We start from the raw sequence: 21,355 nt of genomic DNA on the forward strand, positions 1-21,355 counted from the left end.
CACATCGTAGGGGCGGAGAGCATCCGGACCCTGGCACGGCGCTGGACTGTCGCGAACACCGGTCACAGGTTCGGGTCGCGGAACCAGCGCACACGCGTGCCGAACGGGTCCGAGACGGCGACCGCGGTGCCGTCGATCGAGGCCGTGGCGAAGGCGTCCGGATCCGCCGCGTCGACGTCGTCGGGCAGCGTCGCCGCCACACCGCGCAGGATCCCGGTGCGTTCGAGCGCGATCCAGTGCACGCCGCGTTCGCGGACGCGGTCCACGAACCGCTGGCGCTCGGCACCCGGCACGTAGACCAGGGTGCCGGTGGTCAGCACGACCGGCTCCACGTCGTCCGGCAGGGCGTCCAGTGCGCGGTCGAGGTCGCCCGGCAGCGTGCCCCGGATCCGCACGGGAGGCACGGCGAGCGTCGCGCGCGCCGCCTCGCGCATCAGGGCGGTCCGGTCCAGGGCCTCTGGTGGGACCGCTTCGACCAGACGGTCGAACGCGCCCGGTACGGCGAGGTCGATCGGGTTCGGGTCGAGCAGCACCCTCGCACCGACGCGGATCGGCGCGCGGGCCGGAGCCGGCACCGTCCCCGAGGCCTCGACGACGAGCCGGATCGACGGGTCGTCGACCGCCGTGTGCATCCGGACGAGCTCGGTGCGCACCCCGCCGTGGTCGTCGCGCCCCGAGGAGTCGGGGCGCGACGACAGCACCGGGGCGCGATCCGCCGGCACCCGGGACTCCGACGTCCGGTGGTCGAGCGTGACCCGGTCCGGGATCGAACAGAGCCCGGCGGCGCCCCCTGCGTCCACCAACCCGAGCGGCCGCGAGGCCCGCTCGGCGAGCGCCGCGAACAGCGGGACGACGGGACCGAGCCGCCGCGGGTCGTTGGCCTGCACCGTGGCGGAGGCGAGGGCCGTGACCAGGGCGGGGCGGGCCTCCCGACCGATCGCGCGCAGCGCACCGGGGTCCGACGGATCCGCGCCGAGCCGCCGCGCGACCGCGAAGAAGAGTTCCGGCTGCCGCTGCTGCTCGGCGACCTCGTCGAGGAGCGCGACCAACGCGGGGTCGAGCGACCGCGCCCAGGCGGCGTAGGACGGGGACACGGCCTCGATGCGGTCGGCGTAGGCGGCGTAGCGGCTGAGGGTGTCCATCAGCGCCCCGGGCGGTGCATGCCGACGTGCCGGATGCCGGCTTCGTCGTAGGGCGTCCCGAACCGGACGAAGCCGTGGCGTTCGTAGAGCGCAGCGACGTACTCCTGGGCGTGCAGGACGACGGGTTCGTGCCCGTGGGCCGCGAGCACTGCGGCGACGAGCCGGCCAGCGATGCCCTGCCCACGGTGGTCGGGGTGCGTCGCGACCCGGCCGATCACCCAGGACGGCGGCGGTGCATCCGCCGGGTGCTCCTCGTCCGCAGCCGGTCGGATCAGGCGCAGGTACCCAACCGCTTCGGTGTCCGTACCGAACCACCAGTGCTCGGTCTCGGGCTCGCGGTCACGGCCGTCGAAGTCCTCGGCCGTCACCCGTTGTTCGAGTGCGAAGACGCGGTTCCGGAGCACCACGATGCCGTACAGTTCGTCCGTCGTCAGACGGGTCCAGCGGGCGTGGTGCACGGAATGCTCGGACATCGTCGCGAGTTTACTGAAGTGGTCGGGAGTGCCCGGAAGAACCCGACCGGAAGCAGGAGGAAACAATGGCATACAACGTCGACAAGTCCGACGCCCAGTGGCGCGAGGACCTCTCCCCGGACCAGTACGCCGTCCTGCGTCAGGCGGGGACCGAACGGCCGTGGACCGGTGAACTCCTCGACGAGGAGCGTGCCGGCGTCTACACCTGTGCGGCCTGCAACGCAGAGCTGTTCAAGAGCGGCACGAAGTTCGACTCCGGCTGCGGCTGGCCGTCGTTCTACGAGTCGGTGAACCCCGACGCCGTGCAGCTGATCGACGACAAGTCGCTCGGCATGGTGCGCACCGAGGTCCGTTGCGCGAACTGCGGTTCGCACCTGGGCCACGTGTTCCCCGACGGCTTCGGCACGCCCACCGGCGACCGGTACTGCATGAACTCGATCTCGCTGAACTTCTCGGAGAAGCCGGCCGAGTGAGACCCCGACGCCCTCACCGGTAAGATGAGCGGCGTCAGCCGGCATGGCGCAATTGGTAGCGCACCGTACTTGTAATACGGGGGTTGCGGGTTCAAGTCCCGCTGCCGGCCCCATATACTGGATTCGCAGGCCGCGACCTCTTCGCCGCCCGCACCGCCTTCAGCCCCGCCGCGAGCGGGGCTGTCGTGCGTCCGGGGCTTCTCCCACTCCGCACTCGTCAGGGCCAGACCCCCGCGCTGTACGCGCAGCTCTCGATGTCCGAGACGAGTGCAGAGAGGACCCGCGCCTGACGATGATCCCGTTCGTCGACGGTCTGGGACCGCACCCAGACGAACGCGACGAGATCAGCGACCTGCAGCAGCCTCGAGTAGTGGCTCGGCGCGAAGTGCACCGTGTCGAGAAGCCGTTCAAGCCGGGTTTGCATGTACGTTCCCGGGGTCCCGTAGGCCTGGTACACCGCGAAGCGCTCACGATGACGGTCCCGATCCGACCGTTCGTCCGCGATGACCAGGGCATGCATCTCCAGGTCGCCGGCCCTCCTGTCCACCCGTTGCAGCAGGTGCTGGAACGCAACCTGCTCCGGAGTGTGCCGATCGCGGAACCCACGCGTGTCCTGGTAACGGCGGAGTTGCTCCGGCCGAGCGCCGCGGAGCAACACGGTCGCGCCGGAGGCAACAACGGCTTCGACGACGTCGAGGAACACCTTCACGCGCACGCGCGGAGGCACCCCGCTCCATGCTCCCTTTCCGTGGAAGATCGGATGGGCGTGGAGCTCCGTCTGCGGCTCGACGCCGTACTCCTGGAGCGCGGCGACGATCTCGTGCATGCGTTGCGTGAGCCAACGGGTCTGCGAGGCATCCGCCATCACGGCGCCGAACCCGTAGAGGTCCGGTTTGAACGATTCGTCGACGAAACAGAGCAGCACGCTGGAATACTGCCGTACACGATGCGCGGCAGGGATCGCGACGCACTGCCGAGCACGAAGCGATGCCCCGGGCGATCACTCACCCGGGGCATCGGCGCGTGTGGAACACGGATCAGGGAGTGTTCCGGGCGCTGGACGCGGTAACCAGCCGGTCGTGCGAAGAGGATGACACCCCACCGAACCGTGCGTCCACACCCGGGCCCCACATCAGCGCGAATCCGCACGAACGTGCACGGATCCTCAGCGCCCGCCGGTGATCTTGCGCCCCCGCTGTGCGACGCCCGCGGTGCCGTACGGGTAGTCGTCGATGCGCGGTGCGCTGGCGTCGGTGAGCTGCGTGAGCTCCGCGTCGGTCAGCACGAGGTCGGCCGCACCGAGGTTGTCCTCGAGCTGGGACACGGTCCGGGCGCCGAGGATCACACTCGTCACCGCCGGCCGGGCGAGCAACCAGGCGAGGGCGACCTGCGACCGCGATGCGCCGTGCGCGTCGGCGACCGCGGACACCGCGTCGAGGACGGCCCAGGTGCGCTCGTCACCGTTCCGCGCTTCCCAGGCCTCCATGCCGCGTGCCGGGTTCTCGCCGAGGCGGGTGGAGCCGGTGGGCGTTTCGTCGCGCTGGTACTTGCCGGACAGCCAGCCTCCGGCCAGGGGCGACCAGGGCAGCAGGCCGATCCCGGCGTCGAGGCTGGCGGGCACGATCTCGTGCTCGATGTCGCGGACGAGCAGGTTGTACTGCGGCTGCAGGGTGACCGGCGGCGCCCAACCGTGCGCCTTCGCCTCGTACACGGCCTTCGTGATCTGGTAGCCGAGGTAGTTCGAGAACCCGTAGGACCCGATCTTGCCGGCGGAGACCGCGTCGTCGAGGAACCGGAGCGTCTCCTCGATCGGCGTCAGGGCGTCCCAGGCGTGCATCTGGTACAGGTCGATGTGCTCGACGCCCAGGCGCTCGAGCGAGGCGTCGAGGGCGACCCGAAGGTGCCGGCGCGACAGGCCGACGTCGTTCGGTCCGTCACCCTGCGGGAAGCGGCCCTTGGTGGCGAGGACGACCTGCTGCGCCTCGGTGGGGTGCGCCGCGAGCCAGCGGCCGATGATCCGCTCGGACTCGTTGCCCGAGTAAACGTCGGCCGTGTCGATCAGGGTGCCGCCGGCCGCGACGAACGTGTCGATGATGGTGTGGGAGGTGGGTTCGTCGGCTTCGCTGCCGAACGTCATGGTGCCGAGGGTCAGCGTCGACACCGATGTCCCGCTGTTGCCGAGGAGTCTGTAGTCCATGGCGGGGACGGTACGCGCGGTGTCCGGCGACAGCGAGGACCTACGAGTACCCCTCAGCGCGGGGCGGACAACGCGCCGCGGTCAGGAACGCAGGAACGCCAGCGCGGCTTCGCGGAACGCCCGCGACGTCGGCGCGTTGAAGTGGTTGCGCCCCGGGATCTCGAAGAACGACGCGTCCGGGGCCGCCTGCGCCAACCGCACGGCACTGTCGCGGATGCCGTCCTCGCTGCCGGCGGCCATCAGGATCGGCTGCGCGGGGGCGTTGTCGGGCGTCGGCTCGATGCTGTTCCGCATCCCCTCGACCATCGCCACGAGCGCCGCGAGGTCGTTCCCCTCGACGTTCCCCGCCATGGTCAGGTAGCCGTTGGTCACGCGGTCCTCGATCGGTGTGCCGTCCGCCAGGTACGCCTTCGCCTGGTCGACCCGCACGCGGCGCATCGGGTCGGCGTCGGGGATCCCGCCGAACACCGCGCGGGTGATGCGGTCCGGCAGCCGTTCGGCGGTGTGCCACCCGACGCGTGCACCGAGCGAGTACCCGAGGAACGCGACCTCGTCGAGCAGGTACGTGTCGATCACGGTGGTGACGTCCGCCACGAGCAGGTCCATCGAGTACGCACCGGGGTCGCGCGGCTTCGCGCTCGCGCCGTGCCCGCGCTGGTCGAACGCCAGCACGCGGTACCCGGCGCGGACGAGGTCGCGGGTCCAGCCCGAGGCGTGCCAGTTCAGCACCGCACCCGAAGCGAACCCGTGCACCGCGACGACCGCGGGGGCGTCGGGATCGCCGAAGTCGTAGGTCGCGAGCCGGAGGCCGTCGGGCGACATCACGACGCGGGGACGGGGCGCTTCGGGGACGAGTGACATGTCCCCTCCAGGGTACCGGGGCACTGTGGTCGCCATGGACGGCTACGGCGGCGACCAGATCCGGGCGGCAGAGCGGCCACACCTCGACGCGGGTGAGCCCCTCATGCAACGAGCGGCCGACGGGCTGGCCCGCATCGTCGGCGACCTGCTCGACGATCCGGCCGTCCGGCCGGGCGACGGACCGGGGTCCGTCCTCCTGCTGGTGGGCAGCGGCGACAACGGCGGTGACGCCCTGTTCGCGGGTGCGCGGCTGGCGGCGGCCGGGAGGCACGTGGCGGTCCTGCGCGTCGGCTCACGCGTGCACGAGGCGGGCCTGGCAGCGGCACTGGACGCCGGGGCGCGCCTCCTGGATGATCCGGCCGGACCCGAGGCTGTGGTGACGGACGCGGCACTCGACGCCGACCTGGTGCTCGACGCGATCCTCGGGATCGGGGTGCGGGGGCCTGCGGCCCTCCGCTCCCCCGCCCGCGAGGTCGTCGACGCCGTCCGTGAACTCGCCCGCGACCAGCGCGCACCGTTCGTCGTCGCCGTCGACGTGCCGAGCGGCATCGACGTCGACTCCGGCGGGATCGCGGACGACCACGTCCTGCACGCCGACGTCACGGTCACGTTCGGCGGGGTGAAGGCCGGGTTGCTGACGGGGCCTGCCGCCACCCTCGCGGGACGGATCGAGCTGGTGGACGTCGGGATCGGTGCGGACCTGGCGACGATGGAGCCGCTGGTCCGCACCTGACCCCGACCCGTCAGCGCAGCCGTCCCTCAGTGGTGCTGGTACAGGACCGGCTCCGGCAGTCCGTGCTCGGCGCGGATGCTCCGTGCGATGCCCTCGACGGCGATGAGCGCGTCCACCACGAGCTCCGGCGTGACCGGGAACGGCATGTTGTGGATGGTCTCGCCCTCGACGGTCGCGGCCTCGGCCACGGCGCGGAGCTCCGTCGTGTCGTCGACGGTCAGGCCGATCTCGGTCAGGGTGTTCGGCAGGCCGACCTTCGTGGTGAAGACGACGAAGTCCTCGATCTCCTCAGCCGGTGCACCCTCGAGCACGAGCTGCGCGATCGTGCCGATGTTGACCTTCTGCCCGTGCGCCAAGCCGTGCGCCTGCGGAGCGGCGGTCAGTCCGTTGTGGATCGCGTGCGCTGCCGCCAGTCCGCCGGACTCGAACCCGAGGCCCGACAGCAGGGTGTTCGCCTCGACGACCTTCTCGAGCGCGGGCGTGACGACCTTGGCCTTCACGGCCTCGATGGCCTGCAGGGCGTTCTCGTGCAGCAGCTTCCAGGACAGCTCGGCGAGCGCGACGCCGGTCTCGGTCTGCAGCCCGCCGGCCATGGTGTCGGCGTTCGCACGCTTGGCGGCACGGGCCTCGACCCAGGTGGCCAGGGCGTCGCCGATGCCCGCGACCAGGAACTGGACGGGAGCGTTCGCGACGAGCTTCGTGTCGATGAGGACGAGGTCGGGGTTGTGCGGGAAGAACCGGTACTCGATGAACTCCCCTTCCTCGGAGTAGATCACCGCGAGCGCCGAGGTCGGGGCGTCGGTGCTCGCCGCCGTCGGGACACTCGCCCAGCGGATGCCGGCCAGGTGCCCGGAGGCCTTGGCCGCGTCGATCGCCGAACCGCCGCCGAGCCCGACGATGACGTCCGCGTCGGTCGACCGGATCTGCTCGACGAGGTCGTCGACCGCCTTCGGCGTCGCGAAGCGACCGAAGCCGACCCGCTCGACCCGCAGGTCGGCCGCCTGGAAGCTCGTCGTCACCGCGGCCTCGACGATGCCCCACACGACGTCGTCGGCGACGATCAGGGGGCGCTTGCCGATGGGGGCGACGAACTCGCCGACGCGGGTGATCGCGTCCTTGCCCTGCACGTAGCGGGCGGGGCTCATCACGGTGCTGATGGGAGTGGCCATGGTTGCGGTTCCTTCCGGTTGTACGACACGTGTCGGGGTCGCCGACGTCCCAGACGGTACGCGCGGGGCATGCGTGCGGCGTGCGAGTCCCGTGGGCCGTACATTCGGGGGCATGACGTTCAACGACGATTCGCAGCTCAAGGGCGGCAGGGTGAAGCGCCGGGGTCGGACGGCCGCGGTCGGCGGCGGCGCCGTCGGCGTCACGGCGATCGTCGTCTTCCTGATCGCGCAGTTCACGGGCTTCGACCTCAGCGGGTTCGTCGACGGCGGCAGCGGCACGACGCAGATCCAGCAGCAGGGCGAGACCGTGGACGCCGCGCCGGAGTGCCGCACCGGGCGAGACGCCAACCTCAAGGTCGAGTGCCGGATGGAGGGCGCAGCCGAGTCACTCGACGGCTACTGGACGGCCGAGGCCCGGAAGCTCGGAATCTCGTACACGGCGCCGGACTTCTTCCTGTTCGACGGCTCGACCGACACGTCGTGCGGTCAGGCGTCCGCCGCCACCGGGCCCTTCTACTGCCCGCCGGACCGCGCGATCTACCTCGACACCGCGTTCTACGACGACCTGCAGTCGAAGTACGGGTCGTCGGGCGGGCCGCTCGCGCAGATGTACGTCGTCGCGCACGAGTGGGGCCACCACATCCAGCAGCTGCAGGGTGCCTTCGCGAGCACGGACCGATCGGGCACCGGGGCCTCGTCCGGCAGTGTCCGCGTCGAGCTGCAGGCCGACTGCTACGCCGGCGCCTGGGTCGGCGACGCGGCGAACACCGAGGACGCGAACGGCGAGACCTTCTTCGAGCCGATCAGCCGGTCCGAGATCGCCGATGCCCTGTCCGCCGCGAGCGCCGTGGGCGACGACAGCATCCAGGAGCGCTCGAGCGGCCGGGTCGATCCGGACTCGTTCACGCACGGCTCGAGTGAGCAGCGCCAGAAGTGGTTCGTCCGCGGCCACCAGCAGGGCGCGACGAGCTGCGACACGTTCAGCGTCCCTGGTTCGTCGCTGTAGCGATCAGCCCTTCGTCGGCGTGGGCGTCGGTGTCGCGCTCCGCGTGCGGGACGGCGTCGCGCTCGGCGTGGGGGTCGGGGTGGGCGTCGCCTCGGTGGCACCGGCCGCGGTGACCACGAAGGTGCGGAAGTCGTCGTTCGTGATCGGCGACGTGAGCTCGTACTGCTGCCCGTTGACGAGCACCAGCGGCGTGCCGGGGAAGTCGCTCAGGGTCGACCCGGGGATGTCGCCGCCGGACACCGCGGTCGTCTGCTCGTCGACCCACTTGCTGTAGTCCTGGTCGGCGATGCAGCTCGTGACGGCCCGGCGGTCCTGCAGGCCGGAGACCCCGGTGACGACCTTGGTGAGCTGCGCGTCGGTGAGCCCGGGTGTGCCTTCTTCCGGCTGCTCGGCGTAGAGCGCCTTGTTGACCGCGTAGAACTGGTCCGGCGAGTGCTCGGCGACGCAGGCCGCGGCGTTCGCGGCGCGCAGTGAGTACTTGGTGCCCTGCGACCGGTTCGACAGGACCGCGAGCGGGTGGATGTCGACGGTGGCGGCGCCGGAGTCGACGAGGCTCTCGATGTAGTCGCCGTTGGCCTGTTCGAACTCGCCGCAGGTCGGGCAGAGGTAGTCGACGTACAGCGTGATGCGCACCGTGCCCGCACCAGCGGTCGCCGAGGCGCTCGGCGACGCACTGCTCGACGCGGTCACGGGCTTGAGCCCCTCGCCGAGGGTGATGCCGCCCTGCGACATGGTCGAGGGCCCGGGGCCTGCTGGCTTCACGGAGTCGACCAGGACGAGCGTGACGACGGCGGCCGCTGCGAGCAGGACGACACCGAGTCCGATCTGGAGTCCGAGCCGGGTTCCGCGCTGGCGGCGCTTCTGCTGTGTCCTGTGGCGCTGCGCTCGCTGTCGGGCGGCTTCGCGGCGCTCGTTCCGCGCGGCGCGGGCGTCACCCTCGGGGCGGTTGGTCATCGGTGCGTCGTCCTCCTGATCGGCGTCCGCACGACCTACCCCCGCTCGGCGGACGGACCCGGCGATTGTAGTGGGCCGCTCTGGGAACCACCCAACCACGCTCTGGGAACCGACCGGCCAGGGGGAAAACACTGGCGCACCCGCGAGAACTCGTGTTGTATGAACCTCGATGGTCGACGACGACCATCCGGGGCCCTCGCGGGCTGACCGCTTCACTCGGATCGTCCGGCACGTACCTGCCGGTGAAGAAAGGACCGAACGCTCATGGCGTCCGTCACCTATGACAAGGCAACCCGTCTCTACCCCGGAGGCAACCGTCCCGCGGTCGACTCCCTCGACCTGGACGTCGCCGACGGCGAGTTCCTCGTCCTCGTCGGCCCCTCGGGTTGTGGCAAGTCCACCTCGCTCCGCATGCTGGCCGGCCTCGAAGAGGTCAACTCCGGTCAGATCCGCATCGGCGACCGCGACGTCACGGACGTCCCGCCGAAGGACCGCGACATCGCGATGGTGTTCCAGAACTACGCGCTGTACCCGCACATGACCGTCGCCGAGAACATGGGCTTCGCGCTCAAGATCGCCGGTGTCGGCAAGGACGAGCGCGCCACCCGCGTGCAGGAAGCCGCGAAGCTCCTCGACCTCGAGGACTACCTCGGCCGCAAGCCGAAGGCGCTCTCCGGTGGTCAGCGTCAGCGCGTCGCGATGGGCCGTGCGATCGTCCGTCAGCCGCAGGTGTTCCTCATGGACGAGCCGCTGTCGAACCTCGACGCCAAGCTCCGCGTCCAGACCCGTACGCAGATCGCGTCGCTCCAGCGTCGTCTCGGCGTCACCACGGTCTACGTCACGCACGACCAGACCGAGGCACTGACCATGGGTGACCGCATCGCGGTGCTCAAGGACGGCATCCTGCAGCAGGTCGGCACGCCGCGCGACCTGTACGAGAAGCCGAACAACGTCTTCGTCGCGGGCTTCATCGGCTCGCCGGCGATGAACCTGCTGCCGGCCGACGTCGTCGAGGGCGGCATCAAGTTCGGCACGCTCAACCACGCGATCGACCGCGACACGCTCTCCAACGCGCGTTCCGCCCAGATCACTGTGGGCATCCGCCCCGAGGACGTCGTCGTGGCGCAGTCGGGCGAGGGCCTGCCGGTCACGGTCGACGTGGTCGAGGAACTCGGCGCCGACGGCTACCTCTACGGTCACGCCGACGTCAAGGGCACGCGCGTCGACATCGTCGCTCGCGTGGACGGCCGTTCGCACCCGTCGATCGGTGACACCATCGTGGTGACGCCGAAGTCGGGCCACGTGCACGCCTTCGACACCGAGTCGGGCGAGCGCCTGGACGACAAGGCCGTCGTCAGCGCGTAACCGAAGCGCACTCCCCGAGAGCCCGCGCCGCCTCACAAGGGCGGGTCGCGGGCTCTCGGCTGTCCCCCACGACACCGAAGGATCCACCGTGCCCGACTCGATGTCCATCACCGCAGCCACCGTCGACCCCGGCCTGCTCGACCTGCCGTGGGACCTGCCGCTGGCGGACTGGCCGGACGAGACCATCGTCGCCCTGCCGAAGGGCATCTCGCGGCACCTGGTGCGCTTCGTGCACCTGAGTGGGTACGTCGCCGCCGTGAAGGAGACCGGCGAGGAGATCGCGCGCTCCGAGTACGAGATGCTCCGCACGCTGCAGCGCATGGACGTGCCGTGCGTCGACCCCGTCGCCGTCATCACCGGTCGGGTCGACGCGGACGGCGAGCAGCTGCACCCCGTGCTCGTGACGCGGCACCTGCGCTTCTCGCTGCCGTACCGCGCGCTGTACTCGCAGACGCTGCGCCCGGAGACCGCGACCCGTCTCGTCGACGCCCTCGCGCTGCTGCTCGTCCGGCTGCACGTCATCGGCTTCTACTGGGGCGACGTGTCGCTCTCGAACACGCTGTTCCGTCGCGACGCGGGCTCGTTCGCCGCGTACCTGGTCGACGCCGAGACCGGCAAGCTCTACCCCGGCGGGCTGTCGAACGGGCAGCGCGAGAACGACCTCGAGGTCGCGCGCGTGAACATCGCCGGCGAGCTCCTCGACCTCGAGGCCGGCGGGCGTCTCGACGAGAACGCCGACCCCGTGGACGTCTCCAACCGGATCGTGGCGCAGTACCGGACACTCTGGACGGAGCTCACGGGCACCGAGCAGTTCGACATCAAGGAACGCTGGCGCATCAACGACCGCGTCGAGCGGCTCAACGAGCTCGGCTTCGACATCGAGGAGCTCTCGATCCACACGACCGAGGGCGGTTCGCAGGTGCGGATCCAGCCGAAGGTCGTCGACGCCGGACACCACCAGCGACGCCTGCTGCGGCTGACCGGCCTGGACGCCGGCGAGAACCAGGCCCGACGCCTGCTCAACGACCTCGACTCGTACCGGGCACGCAACGGCCGCGACGAACTCGACGAGGAGATGGTGGCGCACGAGTGGGTCTCGCGGGTCTTCGAGCCCGTCGTCCGCTCGATCCCCCGTGACCTGCGCGGTCGCCTCGAACCCGCGGAGGTCTTCCACGAACTGCTCGAGCACCGCTGGTTCATGTCGCAGGAAGAGGAGCGGTCGGTCTCGCTGCCCGAGGCCACCACGGCGTACATCAACGACGTGCTGCGCCACCGCCGCGACGAGCGCCTGCTCATCAACCCGCCGACGTCGTCGATGACGCTGCCGATCCCCGTGGTCGACGACGCGGACCCCGCAGACGACGACGCCGACGTCCAGGACTGGCGCACCACCGTCTGACCCGGTCGCCGGTCGGTCATGACACTCCGCCGGGTGGGTGCCGACTGGTCACAGACCGTCGCCGGCGGCGTCGCGCAGCGACGACACGCGACCACCCGGAGGACACCGGCCGACATGTCGTGACCGTTCGGGGCCCGTGAACGCGACCGCCTGGAGGCCCGGCGTGCGTCCCGGAGACCGGCGCCGACCCTCCAGACCGTCACGCCTGCACCGCCGGTGATGCCGTTGGACGTCGAGCGGTCACCCGACACCCCGCCAGGTGCACGTCGGCCGGTCACGGACGGTCGCCTGCGGCGTCGCGCGGCGACGACTCGTGACCACACGGCGGGCATCATCCGACGTGTCCTGACCCGTCGGGCCTGACCCGGCCGGCACCGCACGCAGGAACGGCCGCCTCCCACGAGGGGAGGCGACCGTTCCTGCGGACGAAGCGCCGGGGCTTACTCGGCGCGACGGCGCCGGGCGACCTCCCACAGGGTGACGCTCGCGGCGATGCCGGCGTTGAGGGACTCGGTCGCACTCGAGATCGGGATCGACACGATCGCGTCGCACGTCTCGGTGACCAGGCGCGACAGGCCCTTGCCCTCGGAACCGACGACGATCACGATCGGGCGGTCGGCGAGCGCGAGGCCGTCGAGCTCCACGTCGCCGTCGCCGTCCAGACCGAGGACGAACAGGCCCATCGACTTGAGGGACTTCAGCGTCTGGGTGAGGTTCGGGGCCATCGCGACGGGCGTGCGGGCCGCGGCGCCGGCGGAGGTCTTCCACGCCGACGCGGTGACGCCGACCGAACGACGCTGCGGCACGATGACGCCGTGTCCGCCGAACGCGGCGGTCGAGCGGATGATCGCACCGAGGTTGCGGGGGTCGGTGATGCCGTCGAGCGCGACGAGCAGCGGGACCTGGTCGCGCGAGAAGGCCTGCTCGACGATGTCCTCGGACACGGCGTACTGGTACGCCGGCACCTTGAGCGCGACGCCCTGGTGCACGCTGTCGTGGCCGGTGATGCGGTCGAGCTCGGGGCGCATGAGCTCGATGATCGGCACGCTGCGGTGGTTCGCGAGCGTCAGGATCTCCTTGACGCGGTCGTCGACCTCGATGCGCGACGCGATGTAGAGCGTCGTCGACGGGGTCTTCGTGCGCAGCGCCTCGAGCACGGAGTTCCGTCCGGTCACGAGCTCGGAGTCATCGGTCTTCCGGGCCGGCGGACGACCGGTGCGGCCCTGCGGGGTGCTCGAGGAACCGTGACGGCCCTTGGCTGCCTCGAAGCGGTCCTTCGCCGCCTTGCGCTTGCCGGCGGGGTGGTACGGCCGGTCCTCGGCCTTCGGGGTCGGCTTGCGACCCTCGAGCGCCTGGGCACCCTGACCACCGGAACCGACCTGCTTGTTGCCCTTGCGACCGGTGCGGACGGCGCCGGGCCGACCTTTCTTGCTTCCCGAGACGTTCTTCATGCGTAGCTCCTGTTCGGCACTGCCGTGTTCAGGCGATGCTCCAGCGTGTTCCGGACGGCGTGTCCTCGATCGTGATGCCCGCGGCGGCGAGGTCGTCGCGCACGCGGTCGGCCGCAGCGAAGTCCCGTGCTGCCCTGGCGTCCGCGCGCTCCTGCACGAGGCGTTCGACGAGAGCGGCGAGCGGGCCTGCCGAGGTGTCCTGACCGCCCCCCGACCAGTGGGCGGCTCGCGGGTCGATGCCGAGGACCTCTACCATGGCGGCCACCTGATGGTACGCGACCCCGAGCGTTTCCGCATCGTCGGCGTCCAGGGCGGCATTGCCGGTGCGCACGGTCTCGTGCAGGACGGCCAGCGCCTGGGGTACCGCGAGGTCGTCGTCCATCGCGGCGGCGAAGGCGTCCGGCACAGCGGGGGCGTCGGCGAGGTGCACGCCTTCGAGCCGCACCTCGGCCCGCTGCAGGAACCCGTCGATGCGGTCGTAGGCGGCCTCGGCCTCGGCCAACGAGCCGTCGTGGTGGTCGATCGAGGATCGGTAGTGCGCGGCGCCGAGGAAGTACCGCACCACGGCCGGACGGGCAGCGGCCAGGAAGTCGGCGGCGAAGATCGAGTTGCCGAGCGACTTCGACATCTTCTGGCCCTCGACCGTGACGAGCCCGTTGTGCAACCAGTACGACGCGAACGGGTCGCCCGCCGCGGTGGACTGCGCGAGCTCGTTCTCGTGGTGCGGGAACCGCAGGTCGAGTCCGCCGCCGTGGATGTCGAACGCCGGACCGAGGTACCGCCGCGACATGGCGGAGCACTCGATGTGCCAGCCCGGACGACCGGGGCCCCACGGGGAGTCCCACGACGCGGTCGAGGGCTCGCCGGGCTTCGCACCCTTCCAGAGCGCGAAGTCGCGGGCGTCGCGCTTGCCACGGGGGTCGGCGTCGGCAGCCTCGACCATGTCCTCGCGACGCTGCCGGGTGAGCGCCCCGTAGGACTCCCAGCTGCCGGTGTCGAAGTAGACGTCGCCCGAGTCGTCGGCGGCGACGTAGGCGTGACCGCGGTCGATGAGCTTCTTGATGATGTCGTGCATCTGCGGCACGCTCGCGGTGGCGCGCGGCTCGTAGGTCGGGGGCAGGATGCCGAGGGCGTTGTACGCGGCGGTGAACTCGAGCTCGACGCGGTAGGCGCGGGCGAACCACGCTTCGTCGGTGCCGGCGGCCAGGTCGAGCACCTTGTCGTCGATGTCGGTGACGTTCCGCACGAGGGTGACGCGCAGCCCGCGGTACGTCAGCCAGCGGCGCCAGATGTCGTAGACCAGGGCCGAGCGCAGGTGCCCGATGTGCGGCGACGACTGCACCGTCGGACCGCAGACGTAGACGCTGACGTGTCCGTCGACCAGCGGGACGAGGTCGACGACGGCTGCGGCGCGGGAGTCGTAGAGGCGAACGGTCACGATCCCAAGCCTAGGACGTCAGGCCGGACGGATGACGGCCGTGGCGATCGCGGCGAGCCCCTCGCCCCGGCCGGTGAACCCGAGCCCGTCGGTCGTCGTGCCGGACACCCCCACCGGGGCACCGACGACGGCGGACAGGGCGTCCTGCATCTCGGCGCGACGGGCCCCGATGCGCGGCTGGTTCCCGATGACCTGCACCGTGACCGACACGGGTACGAGGCCGGCGTCGGCGAGCAGCCCGACGGCACCGCGGATGAAGACGTCCCCCGCGGCTCCGGCGTAGGCGGGGTCGGCGGTGCCGAACGTCCCACCGATGTCACCGAGGCCACCCGCGGACAGCAGCGCGTCGCACACCGCGTGCGCCACGGCGTCACCGTCGCTGTGCCCGGAGAGGCCGGGTTCGCCGGGGAAGTCGAGCAGGCCGACGCGGCACGGCGACTCGACGTCGAACGCGTGCACGTCGACGCCCAGCCCGAGCCGGACCGCCGAGGCACCGGGGTCATCCGGGGCCGTGGCGCGCGACCGGACGATCGACTCTGCTCGTCCGAGGTCCCACGGCGTCGTGATCTTGAAGGCGTCGGCGTCGCCCGGCACGAAGCGCACCGTGCCACCGGCCGCCTGGAACACGCCGGCGTCGTCGGTCTCGGACTGCGTCGACACCGCGTACGCCCGGCGGAGTGCGTCGAGCGGGAAGCCCTGCGGCGTCTGGACCCCGACGAGCGCGGACCGGTCGACGGTCTCGACGACCACGTCGCCGGACACCCGCTTGACCGTGTCGGTGACGGGGAGCGCGGGGACGACGCCGTCACCGGTGCCGGTCGCGACCGAACCCTCGACCGCGTCGAACACCCGGTCGAACTGCGCGGCCGGCGTGAGGCACCGCGCCGCGTCGTGCACCAGCACCGCGGTGACCGAGTCCGGCAGCACGCCCAGGCCGGCCTGGACCGAACCGTGGCGATCCGTGCCTCCCGGAACCACCGCCGTGTACGCGACCGCGGCGCCCGCGACCGAGGCGACCACCTGACGGCACTCCTCGAGCATGGTCGACGGCGCGACCACGACGACCAGCGTCGGAGCCGACAACGTGAACAGCGGCTCGAGCGCCCGCGCGAGCATGAGCTGCCCCGCGACGGGCACGAACGCCTTCGCGGTGCCGATGCCGAGCCGGGTTCCGGACCCGGCTGCAACGACGACGACCGCCCGGTCCACCCCTTCGGGGAACCGTGCGGTCGTCGTGGTGTGCAGTGCGCTCAGGACGCGAGGACTTCGTCGAGGACGGTCGATGCCTTGTCCTCGTCGGTCTTCTCGGCCAGGGCCAACTCGGAGATCAGGATCTGCCGCGCCTTGGCCAGCATCCGCTTCTCACCCGCGGACAGGCCGCGGTCCTGATCGCGTCGCCAGAGGTCGCGGACGACCTCGGAGACCTTGATGACGTCCCCGGAAGCGAGCTTCTCGAGGTTCGCCTTGTACCGGCGCGACCAGTTGGTGGGCTCTTCGGTGAACGGCGCCCGGAGGACCTCGAACACCTTGTCGAGCCCTTCCTTGCCGATCACGTCGCGGACTCCGACCAGGTCGACGTTGTCCGCCGGTACCTCGATCGTCAGGTCACCCTGCGTGACCCGCAGTTTCAGGTAGACCTTTTCCTCGCCCTTGATGACGCGCGTCTTGACTTCAGAGATGGTTGCCGCCCCGTGGTGGGGGTAGACGACGGTCTCGCCGACCTCGAATTGCATGTATCAGGCTCCGTTCCCAGACTTCCAGTTTACCACAAGGGGTGTTCGGGTAAGGGGACCCTCAGCACTGGGCCTTCCCGGTGATCGCTAAGATGGAGCGGGACCGTCTGGTCCTCATCGACTTACGGAGGAATCTCTTGCGAGCTCGGGTACTCGTGTCCGTCGCCGTTGCGGCAACCATCGCGCTGGGCGCCACCGGGTGCGAGTTCATGTCGCCTGCGCACACCGTCGACATCAAGCAGATCACCGACGGCGTCAACGTCTCGACCGGCAAGGTCGACGTGCGGAACGCCATCCTCATCTCGGACGACGGCGAGGGCGCGCGGTTCATCGGCACGCTGGTGAACAACTCCGACACCGACGGCATCACCGTGTCGGTCGAGATCGGTGGCGACACCGAGACCGTGCTGGTGCCGGCGAACTCGCACGTCGACCTGGCGAACGACTCGCAGCACGACACCCTCGACTTCGACAGCGCGGACGCGAAGCCCGGCTCGCTCGTCAAGGTGTACTTCTCCTACCCCGACGACGAGGGCATCTCGGCCAACGTGCCGGTGCTGACCACCGCGCAAGAGGAGTACGCCACCCTCGCGCCGACCTCGACCCCCGAGCCGTCCGGCCAGATCACGCTGCCGGTCGAGACCCCGTCGGCCACGCCGACGGACGGCGAGTAGCCGCACCGCGCAAGCGCTTCAGACCGGGAGGCCCGGTGCGAGTCCCAGGGACTCGCACCGGGCCTCCTGTCCGTCCGTCTCAGGCCTCGATGCGGTACCCGAGACCGCGGACCGTCACCAGGATCTCCGGGGTGGACGGCACGCGCTCGATCTTCGAGCGGATGCGCTTGATGTGCACGTCGAGCGTCTTCGTGTCGCCGAAGTAGTCGGAGCCCCACACCCGGTCGATGAGCTGCCCACGGGTGAGCACCCGGCCGGCGTTCCGGAGCAGCAGCTCGAGCAGCTCGAACTCCTTGAGCGGCATCGCCGTCTCCGACCCGTCCACCGACACCGTGTGCCGCTCGACGTCCATCCGGATGCCCCCGACCTGCAGGATCCCGCTGTCCGCCGGGTCGTCCTCGGTGCGTCGGCGCAGGACCGCACGGATGCGGGCCAGCAGCTCGCGCGTCGAGTACGGCTTCGTCACGTAGTCGTCCGCGCCGAGCTCGAGCCCGACGACGATGTCGACCTCGGAGTCCTTCGCCGTCAACATGATGATCGGCGCGTTCGACCGGGTGCGGATCTGGCGGCAGACCTCGGTGCCGGAGAGCCCCGGCAGCATGAGGTCGAGGAGCACCAGGTCCGGGTTCTCCGAGTCGAACTTCGACAGCGCGGTCACGCCGTCGGCCGCGACGGAGGTCTCGTACCCCTCACGCTGCAGCAGGAACTCCAGGGGCTCGCTCAGGGCCGGCTCGTCGTCGACGATGAGGATCTTGGTCACGATGGCTGCTCTTCCAGTTGCTCTTCGAGTGCGGTGGTCAGTTCGGTGTCCGCCTCGGGCAGGCGGATGGTGAAGGTCGAGCCCTTGCCTGGCTGCGACCAGACACGGACGTCGCCGCCGTGGTTGCCGACGACGTGCTTGACGATGGCGAGCCCCAGGCCGGTGCCGCCGGTGGCCCGTGACCGTGCCGGGTCGACACGGTAGAACCGCTCGAACACGCGGTCCAGGTCGGCCTCGGGGATGCCGACGCCCTGGTCGGTGATCGCGATCTCGACGAAGCCCTTCGCGGACCGGACGCCCACGCCGACGCGGGTGCCGTCGGGCGAGTACTTCACCGCGTTGGCGATGAGGTTCGAGACGGCGACCTGCAGCAGGCCCGGGTCGCCCATCACCCGGAGCTTCGACTTCTTCGCCCGGATGATCTCGATCGAGCGGGCGCGCGCGACGACCTCGTTCGCATCGATCGCTGCCTGCACGATCTTGTCGACACCGGTCTCCTCGCTGTTCTCCAACGCGTCGACCGACTGCAGCCGGGACAGCTCGATGATGTCCTTCGTCAGGGCGCCGAGCCGCTCGGACTCGGTGATGAGCTGCGCCGCGAACTTCTTGACGTGCTCCGGGTCGTCGGCCGCGATCACGAGGGTCTCGGACAGCAGGCCGATGGCGCCGATCGGGGTCTTCAGCTCGTGCGAGATGTTGGCGACGAAGTCACGGCGGACCTCGTCGATGCGCCGGCTCTCGGTCAGGTCGTCGGCCGTGATGAGCACGTACCGGTTGCCGAGCTGCGCGGCCCGGAAGCTGAGGTAGCCGATGAGCTCCCCGTGCCGTCCGCGCGGGAGCTCGAGGTCCTCCGCTCCCATCTCGCCGCTCTTGCGCACCCGGTCGACCAGGTCGAGGAGCTCCTGGTGCACGAGCCGGCGCCGCACGACGAGCCCGACGGTCAGTGCCTGGGGCGATGCGGCCACGACCGTGTTCGACGGGTCGATGACCACCGCCGGGTTGTGCATCGTCGCGATCACCGCTGCGACGCCGTCCGGGAGGGTGCGTTCCGCCACGTCTGCTGCACGAGCCGTGCGCTCGGCGGTGATGATCAGCACCACGACGCCCGCGCCGAAGACCCCGCCGAGGAGCATCGACAGTGGCACGAGCCACGCGTTGTCCATGCCGCCAGTGTAGGGATGGTCATGCGGGGTTCCGGTACCGTTCACCCGTCCCGGAAGGCCGGATCGCGAAGCGTTCAGCCCCACGTCACCGTTCGTTCACCTGGGCTGACGACACTCGTCCGGTACGCAGAGAGAGGTACTCCCCCATGCGCGAAGTCTTCCAGCAGGAACTCCAGGACGTCCAGGAGCGACTGACCGAGATCGCAGGACTCGTCGAGTCCGCCATCACCCGGGCCACCCAGGCCTTCAGCGACTCCGACGTCGCCCTCGCCGAGGAGGTGATCGCGGACGACCAGAAGATCGACGAGGCCGCCAACAGCCTCGACGAGATCGCCATCGACATCCTGGCCCGCCAGGCTCCGGTCGCCCGCGACCTGCGCGTCGTCGTCACCGCCCTGCGCGTGAGCTCCTCGCTCGAGCGCATGGGCGACATGGCCGAGCACATCGCGCAGCTCGCCCGCCAGCGCTTCCCCGAGAAGGTCGTGCCGAAGGGCCTCCGCGGCACCTTCAAGGAGATGGGCAAGCACGACGTCGCGATGTCGCAGAAGCTCACGCGACTGCTCGCGACCGAGGACATCGCCCTGGCCGCGGAGATCCGCGACGAGGACGACGCCGTCGACGAACTGCACGCGAGCGTGTTCGACTTCGTGCTCGGCGAGGCGTGGAAGGGCGGGCCGATCGACACCGTCGACGCCACCCTGGCCTCCCGCTACCACGAGCGCTTCGCGGACCACGCGGTGTCGATCGCCAAGAAGGTCGAGTACCTGGCGACCGGCGACTGGACCGGCGCCTCGAGTTCGACCGCCGCGGTCTGAGCGCCGTGGTCTGACCGCGGTTGCGCGGTCTGCGAGGATCGAGGCATGGCTCAGGTCGCGATCATCGTCAACGGCATGCCCGGTTCCGGCAAGAGCACGATCGGCGCTGCGCTGGCCGAGGTGCTCGGCTGCCCGTTCCTGTCGAAGGACCGGATCAAGGAGCCCCTCGCCGACATCGTCGGGCCGATGATCGCGTCGCGTCCGCTCGGTGGCATCGCGATGGAGACCATGTGGTCGATGACGCGGGCCGTGGAGAACGGGGTCGTCCTCGACGCCGTCTGGCTCCCGTCACGCGATCGCGACCTCCTGGAGGCTGGGCTCGCGTCCGCCGGGTCGCCTCGCGCCGTCGAGGTGTGGTGCGACACGGACCGCGCCGCCGCCGAAGATCGGCTGCACGACCGGTACGACCCGGGCACCGTCCCGGTGCGGCACGAGGTGCACGGGGACCTGGCCGGCGTGCTGGCCTTCTGGGACGAGCACGGCGACGACGCGCAGCCGGTCGGGCTGCCGGGCGTCCCGGTAGTCCGCGTCGACACGACGAAGCCCTACGACGTCGGTGCCCTCGTGCAGGAGATCGCGTCGCACTTCGTCTGACCAGCCGAGGCTCGAGGAGCCGACCGCCCCGCCGAAGCGACACGTCGTCGGAGTGGTGATCCGTTCCTCCCGGCAGAGCGACAGGAGTCGGCGGAACGTTCGCGGCACACTGTCGCTTTCGCGGCCCCACCAGGCAGAACGACGAACGCCCCGCCCGGAGACCGGACGGGGCGTTCGTGTGTGCGGTGCTACTTCTTGGCGCCCTGGGCAGCCACGGCGGCAGCGCCGGCGGCAGCGGCCTCGGGGTCGAGGTAGTACGCCGGCTTCGTCGGACGGAAGTCGTCGTCGAGCTCGTACACCAGCGGGATGCCCGTCGGGATGTTCAGCCCGGCGATGTCGTCGTCGGAGATGTCGTCGAGGTGCTTGACGAGCGCGCGGAGCGAGTTGCCGTGGGCGGTGACCAGCACGGTCTTGCCCTCGCCCAGGTCCTTCGTGATGTCCGACTCCCAGTAGGGCAGCAGGCGGTCGATCACGAGCTTGAGCGACTCGGTGCGGGGCAGCTGGTCGCCGAGGTCGGCGTAGCGGCGGTCACCGGCCTGCGACCACTCGGCGCCGTCGGCGATGGGGGGCGGCGGGACGTCGAACGACCGGCGCCACTCCATGAACTGCTGCTCGCCGTACTCGGCCAGCGTCTGGGCCTTGTCCTTGCCCTGCAGGTCGCCGTAGTGGCGTTCGTTGAGGCGCCAGTCGCGCTTGACCGGCAGCCAGGCGAGGTCGGCCTGGAGCAGCGCGATGTCGGCCGTCTGGATCGCGCGGGTGAGGAGCGAGGTGTACAGGACGTCGGGGACGATGCCCGATTCGGCGATGAGGTCGCCGGCGCGCTTCGCCTCCTTCTCGCCCAGCTCGCTGAGCCGGACATCGACCCAACCGGTGAACAGGTTCTTCTGGTTCCAGTCACTGTTTCCGTGACGGAGCAGGACGAGCGTGGAGGTCATGCTGCCGAGTCTACCGAGCG

General features: G+C 70.6%; 22 protein-coding genes and 1 tRNA gene. 9 read left to right on the forward strand and 14 right to left on the reverse strand.

The window, feature by feature from the left end:
• Positions 1–62 precede the first annotated feature (62 nt).
• Both EDF23_RS13305 and EDF23_RS13310 read right to left on the reverse strand, forming a co-directional pair.
• Positions 63–1,142 carry a DUF2332 family protein gene (locus EDF23_RS13305; RefSeq protein WP_131921913.1) on the reverse strand — a complete coding sequence of 360 codons (1,080 nt, stop codon included), beginning with the start codon at positions 1,140–1,142 and terminating at the stop codon, positions 63–65.
• Positions 1,142–1,615 carry a GNAT family N-acetyltransferase gene (locus EDF23_RS13310; RefSeq protein ID WP_165901127.1) on the reverse strand — a complete coding sequence of 158 codons (474 nt, stop codon included), beginning with the start codon at positions 1,613–1,615 and terminating at the stop codon, positions 1,142–1,144. The genes EDF23_RS13305 and EDF23_RS13310 overlap by 1 nt, the downstream gene beginning before the upstream one ends.
• Positions 1,616–1,680: 65 nt before the next feature.
• Between EDF23_RS13310 and msrB the strand changes: the two genes are divergently transcribed.
• The gene (gene msrB / locus EDF23_RS13315; RefSeq protein WP_131846058.1) at positions 1,681–2,088 is read left to right on the forward strand and encodes a peptide-methionine (R)-S-oxide reductase MsrB; all 408 of its coding nucleotides are present in this window, start codon (positions 1,681–1,683) and stop codon (positions 2,086–2,088) included.
• A gap of 37 nt (positions 2,089–2,125) precedes the next feature.
• Positions 2,126–2,201 (forward strand) — tRNA-Thr (locus EDF23_RS13320).
• Between the two features lie 104 nt (positions 2,202–2,305).
• Here EDF23_RS13320 and EDF23_RS13325 read toward each other — a convergent pair.
• From EDF23_RS13325 to EDF23_RS13335, 3 genes are all read right to left on the reverse strand, one after another.
• The gene (locus EDF23_RS13325) at positions 2,306–3,013 is read right to left on the reverse strand and encodes a DUF3800 domain-containing protein (protein ID WP_165901128.1); all 708 of its coding nucleotides are present in this window, start codon (positions 3,011–3,013) and stop codon (positions 2,306–2,308) included.
• Between the two features lie 240 nt (positions 3,014–3,253).
• Positions 3,254–4,285, reverse strand: a complete 1,032-nt coding sequence (locus tag EDF23_RS13330) for an aldo/keto reductase (protein ID WP_131921915.1) — start codon at positions 4,283–4,285, stop codon at positions 3,254–3,256.
• Positions 4,286–4,366: 81 nt separating this feature from the next.
• Positions 4,367–5,146, reverse strand: coding sequence for an alpha/beta hydrolase (locus tag EDF23_RS13335; protein WP_131921916.1), 780 nt, complete (start codon positions 5,144–5,146; stop codon positions 4,367–4,369).
• Between the two features lie 34 nt (positions 5,147–5,180).
• On the opposite strand from EDF23_RS13335, the gene EDF23_RS13340 reads away from it, so the two are divergent.
• Complete coding sequence (locus tag EDF23_RS13340; RefSeq protein ID WP_131921917.1) at positions 5,181–5,879, forward strand: NAD(P)H-hydrate epimerase; 699 nt, start codon at positions 5,181–5,183, stop codon at positions 5,877–5,879.
• Between the two features lie 26 nt (positions 5,880–5,905).
• Here EDF23_RS13340 and EDF23_RS13345 read toward each other — a convergent pair whose 3' ends face one another.
• Positions 5,906–7,048, reverse strand: coding sequence for a glycerol dehydrogenase (locus tag EDF23_RS13345; protein WP_131921918.1), 1,143 nt, complete (start codon positions 7,046–7,048; stop codon positions 5,906–5,908).
• Between the two features lie 112 nt (positions 7,049–7,160).
• Between EDF23_RS13345 and EDF23_RS13350 the strand changes: the two genes are divergently transcribed.
• On the forward strand, positions 7,161–8,054 hold the full coding sequence (locus EDF23_RS13350; RefSeq protein ID WP_131921919.1) for a neutral zinc metallopeptidase: 894 nt from the start codon (positions 7,161–7,163) through the stop codon (positions 8,052–8,054).
• A 3-nt stretch (positions 8,055–8,057) separates the two neighbouring features.
• Here the strand turns inward: EDF23_RS13350 and EDF23_RS13355 are convergent, their stop codons facing one another.
• The gene (locus tag EDF23_RS13355; RefSeq protein ID WP_123936858.1) at positions 8,058–9,008 is read right to left on the reverse strand and encodes a thioredoxin domain-containing protein; all 951 of its coding nucleotides are present in this window, start codon (positions 9,006–9,008) and stop codon (positions 8,058–8,060) included.
• A gap of 264 nt (positions 9,009–9,272) precedes the next feature.
• Here EDF23_RS13355 and ugpC point away from each other — a divergent pair, with 264 nt between their 5' ends.
• Both ugpC and EDF23_RS13365 read left to right on the forward strand, forming a co-directional pair.
• Positions 9,273–10,373 (forward strand): sn-glycerol-3-phosphate ABC transporter ATP-binding protein UgpC, encoded by a 1,101-nt coding sequence (gene ugpC / locus EDF23_RS13360; RefSeq protein ID WP_123293301.1) that lies wholly within the window; start codon positions 9,273–9,275, stop codon positions 10,371–10,373.
• An 88-nt stretch (positions 10,374–10,461) separates the two neighbouring features.
• Positions 10,462–11,772, forward strand: a complete 1,311-nt coding sequence (locus EDF23_RS13365) for a DUF4032 domain-containing protein (protein WP_123671506.1) — start codon at positions 10,462–10,464, stop codon at positions 11,770–11,772.
• A 440-nt stretch (positions 11,773–12,212) separates the two neighbouring features.
• Here the strand turns inward: EDF23_RS13365 and rlmB are convergent, their stop codons facing one another.
• The 4 genes from rlmB to EDF23_RS13385 are packed head-to-tail and all read right to left on the reverse strand — an operon-like array spanning position 12,213 to position 16,394.
• Positions 12,213–13,223 (reverse strand): 23S rRNA (guanosine(2251)-2'-O)-methyltransferase RlmB, encoded by a 1,011-nt coding sequence (gene rlmB, locus EDF23_RS13370; protein ID WP_123936859.1) that lies wholly within the window; start codon positions 13,221–13,223, stop codon positions 12,213–12,215.
• Between the two features lie 28 nt (positions 13,224–13,251).
• Positions 13,252–14,661, reverse strand: coding sequence for a cysteine--tRNA ligase (gene cysS / locus EDF23_RS13375; RefSeq protein WP_131921920.1), 1,410 nt, complete (start codon positions 14,659–14,661; stop codon positions 13,252–13,254).
• Between the two features lie 18 nt (positions 14,662–14,679).
• Entirely contained in the window at positions 14,680–15,870 is a 1,191-nt protein-coding gene (gene ispD, locus EDF23_RS13380) for a 2-C-methyl-D-erythritol 4-phosphate cytidylyltransferase (protein ID WP_131921921.1), read from the reverse strand.
• 41 nt (positions 15,871–15,911) lie between these two features.
• A complete protein-coding gene (locus tag EDF23_RS13385) occupies positions 15,912–16,394 on the reverse strand; it encodes a CarD family transcriptional regulator (protein WP_017888066.1) in 483 nt (160 codons plus the stop codon).
• Positions 16,395–16,603: 209 nt separating this feature from the next.
• On the opposite strand from EDF23_RS13385, the gene EDF23_RS13390 reads away from it, so the two are divergent.
• The gene (locus EDF23_RS13390; RefSeq protein ID WP_131921922.1) at positions 16,604–17,068 is read left to right on the forward strand and encodes a hypothetical protein; all 465 of its coding nucleotides are present in this window, start codon (positions 16,604–16,606) and stop codon (positions 17,066–17,068) included.
• Between the two features lie 79 nt (positions 17,069–17,147).
• On the opposite strand, the gene EDF23_RS13395 is transcribed toward EDF23_RS13390, so the two are convergent.
• The gene (locus EDF23_RS13395; RefSeq protein ID WP_111085241.1) at positions 17,148–17,828 is read right to left on the reverse strand and encodes a response regulator transcription factor; all 681 of its coding nucleotides are present in this window, start codon (positions 17,826–17,828) and stop codon (positions 17,148–17,150) included.
• Entirely contained in the window at positions 17,825–18,991 is a 1,167-nt protein-coding gene (locus tag EDF23_RS13400; protein ID WP_123936863.1) for an ATP-binding protein, read from the reverse strand. The genes EDF23_RS13395 and EDF23_RS13400 overlap by 4 nt, the downstream gene beginning before the upstream one ends.
• Positions 18,992–19,137: 146 nt before the next feature.
• On the opposite strand from EDF23_RS13400, the gene phoU reads away from it, so the two are divergent.
• Positions 19,138–19,806, forward strand: a complete 669-nt coding sequence (phoU, locus tag EDF23_RS13405) for a phosphate signaling complex protein PhoU (protein WP_123293296.1) — start codon at positions 19,138–19,140, stop codon at positions 19,804–19,806.
• A gap of 45 nt (positions 19,807–19,851) precedes the next feature.
• On the forward strand, positions 19,852–20,400 hold the full coding sequence (locus EDF23_RS13410) for an AAA family ATPase (RefSeq protein ID WP_131921923.1): 549 nt from the start codon (positions 19,852–19,854) through the stop codon (positions 20,398–20,400).
• A 188-nt stretch (positions 20,401–20,588) separates the two neighbouring features.
• Here the strand turns inward: EDF23_RS13410 and EDF23_RS13415 are convergent, their stop codons facing one another.
• The gene (locus EDF23_RS13415) at positions 20,589–21,335 is read right to left on the reverse strand and encodes a phosphoglyceromutase (RefSeq protein ID WP_123293294.1); all 747 of its coding nucleotides are present in this window, start codon (positions 21,333–21,335) and stop codon (positions 20,589–20,591) included.
• Between the last annotated feature and the right edge of the window lie 20 nt (positions 21,336–21,355).

This window comes from Curtobacterium sp. PhB128, from assembly GCF_004340725.1.
GTDB lineage: Bacteria > Actinomycetota > Actinomycetes > Actinomycetales > Microbacteriaceae > Curtobacterium.

Coding starts and splice junctions, on each gene's coding strand:
- EDF23_RS13415 (WP_123293294.1), bottom strand. CDS start 21,335: ATGACCTCCACGCTCGTCCTGCTCCGTCACGGAAACAGTGACTGGAAC.
- EDF23_RS13385 (WP_017888066.1), bottom strand. CDS start 16,394: ATGCAATTCGAGGTCGGCGAGACCGTCGTCTACCCCCACCACGGGGCG.
- EDF23_RS13350 (WP_131921919.1), top strand. CDS start 7,161: ATGACGTTCAACGACGATTCGCAGCTCAAGGGCGGCAGGGTGAAGCGC.
- msrB (WP_131846058.1), top strand. CDS start 1,681: ATGGCATACAACGTCGACAAGTCCGACGCCCAGTGGCGCGAGGACCTC.
- rlmB (WP_123936859.1), bottom strand. CDS start 13,223: ATGAAGAACGTCTCGGGAAGCAAGAAAGGTCGGCCCGGCGCCGTCCGC.
- EDF23_RS13410 (WP_131921923.1), top strand. CDS start 19,852: ATGGCTCAGGTCGCGATCATCGTCAACGGCATGCCCGGTTCCGGCAAG.
- EDF23_RS13330 (WP_131921915.1), bottom strand. CDS start 4,285: ATGGACTACAGACTCCTCGGCAACAGCGGGACATCGGTGTCGACGCTG.
- EDF23_RS13340 (WP_131921917.1), top strand. CDS start 5,181: ATGGACGGCTACGGCGGCGACCAGATCCGGGCGGCAGAGCGGCCACAC.
- EDF23_RS13310 (WP_165901127.1), bottom strand. CDS start 1,615: ATGTCCGAGCATTCCGTGCACCACGCCCGCTGGACCCGTCTGACGACG.
- phoU (WP_123293296.1), top strand. CDS start 19,138: ATGCGCGAAGTCTTCCAGCAGGAACTCCAGGACGTCCAGGAGCGACTG.
- EDF23_RS13345 (WP_131921918.1), bottom strand. CDS start 7,048: ATGGCCACTCCCATCAGCACCGTGATGAGCCCCGCCCGCTACGTGCAG.
- EDF23_RS13400 (WP_123936863.1), bottom strand. CDS start 18,991: ATGGACAACGCGTGGCTCGTGCCACTGTCGATGCTCCTCGGCGGGGTC.
- EDF23_RS13390 (WP_131921922.1), top strand. CDS start 16,604: ATGTCGCCTGCGCACACCGTCGACATCAAGCAGATCACCGACGGCGTC.
- EDF23_RS13335 (WP_131921916.1), bottom strand. CDS start 5,146: ATGTCACTCGTCCCCGAAGCGCCCCGTCCCCGCGTCGTGATGTCGCCC.
- EDF23_RS13355 (WP_123936858.1), bottom strand. CDS start 9,008: ATGACCAACCGCCCCGAGGGTGACGCCCGCGCCGCGCGGAACGAGCGC.
- EDF23_RS13305 (WP_131921913.1), bottom strand. CDS start 1,142: ATGGACACCCTCAGCCGCTACGCCGCCTACGCCGACCGCATCGAGGCC.
- ugpC (WP_123293301.1), top strand. CDS start 9,273: ATGGCGTCCGTCACCTATGACAAGGCAACCCGTCTCTACCCCGGAGGC.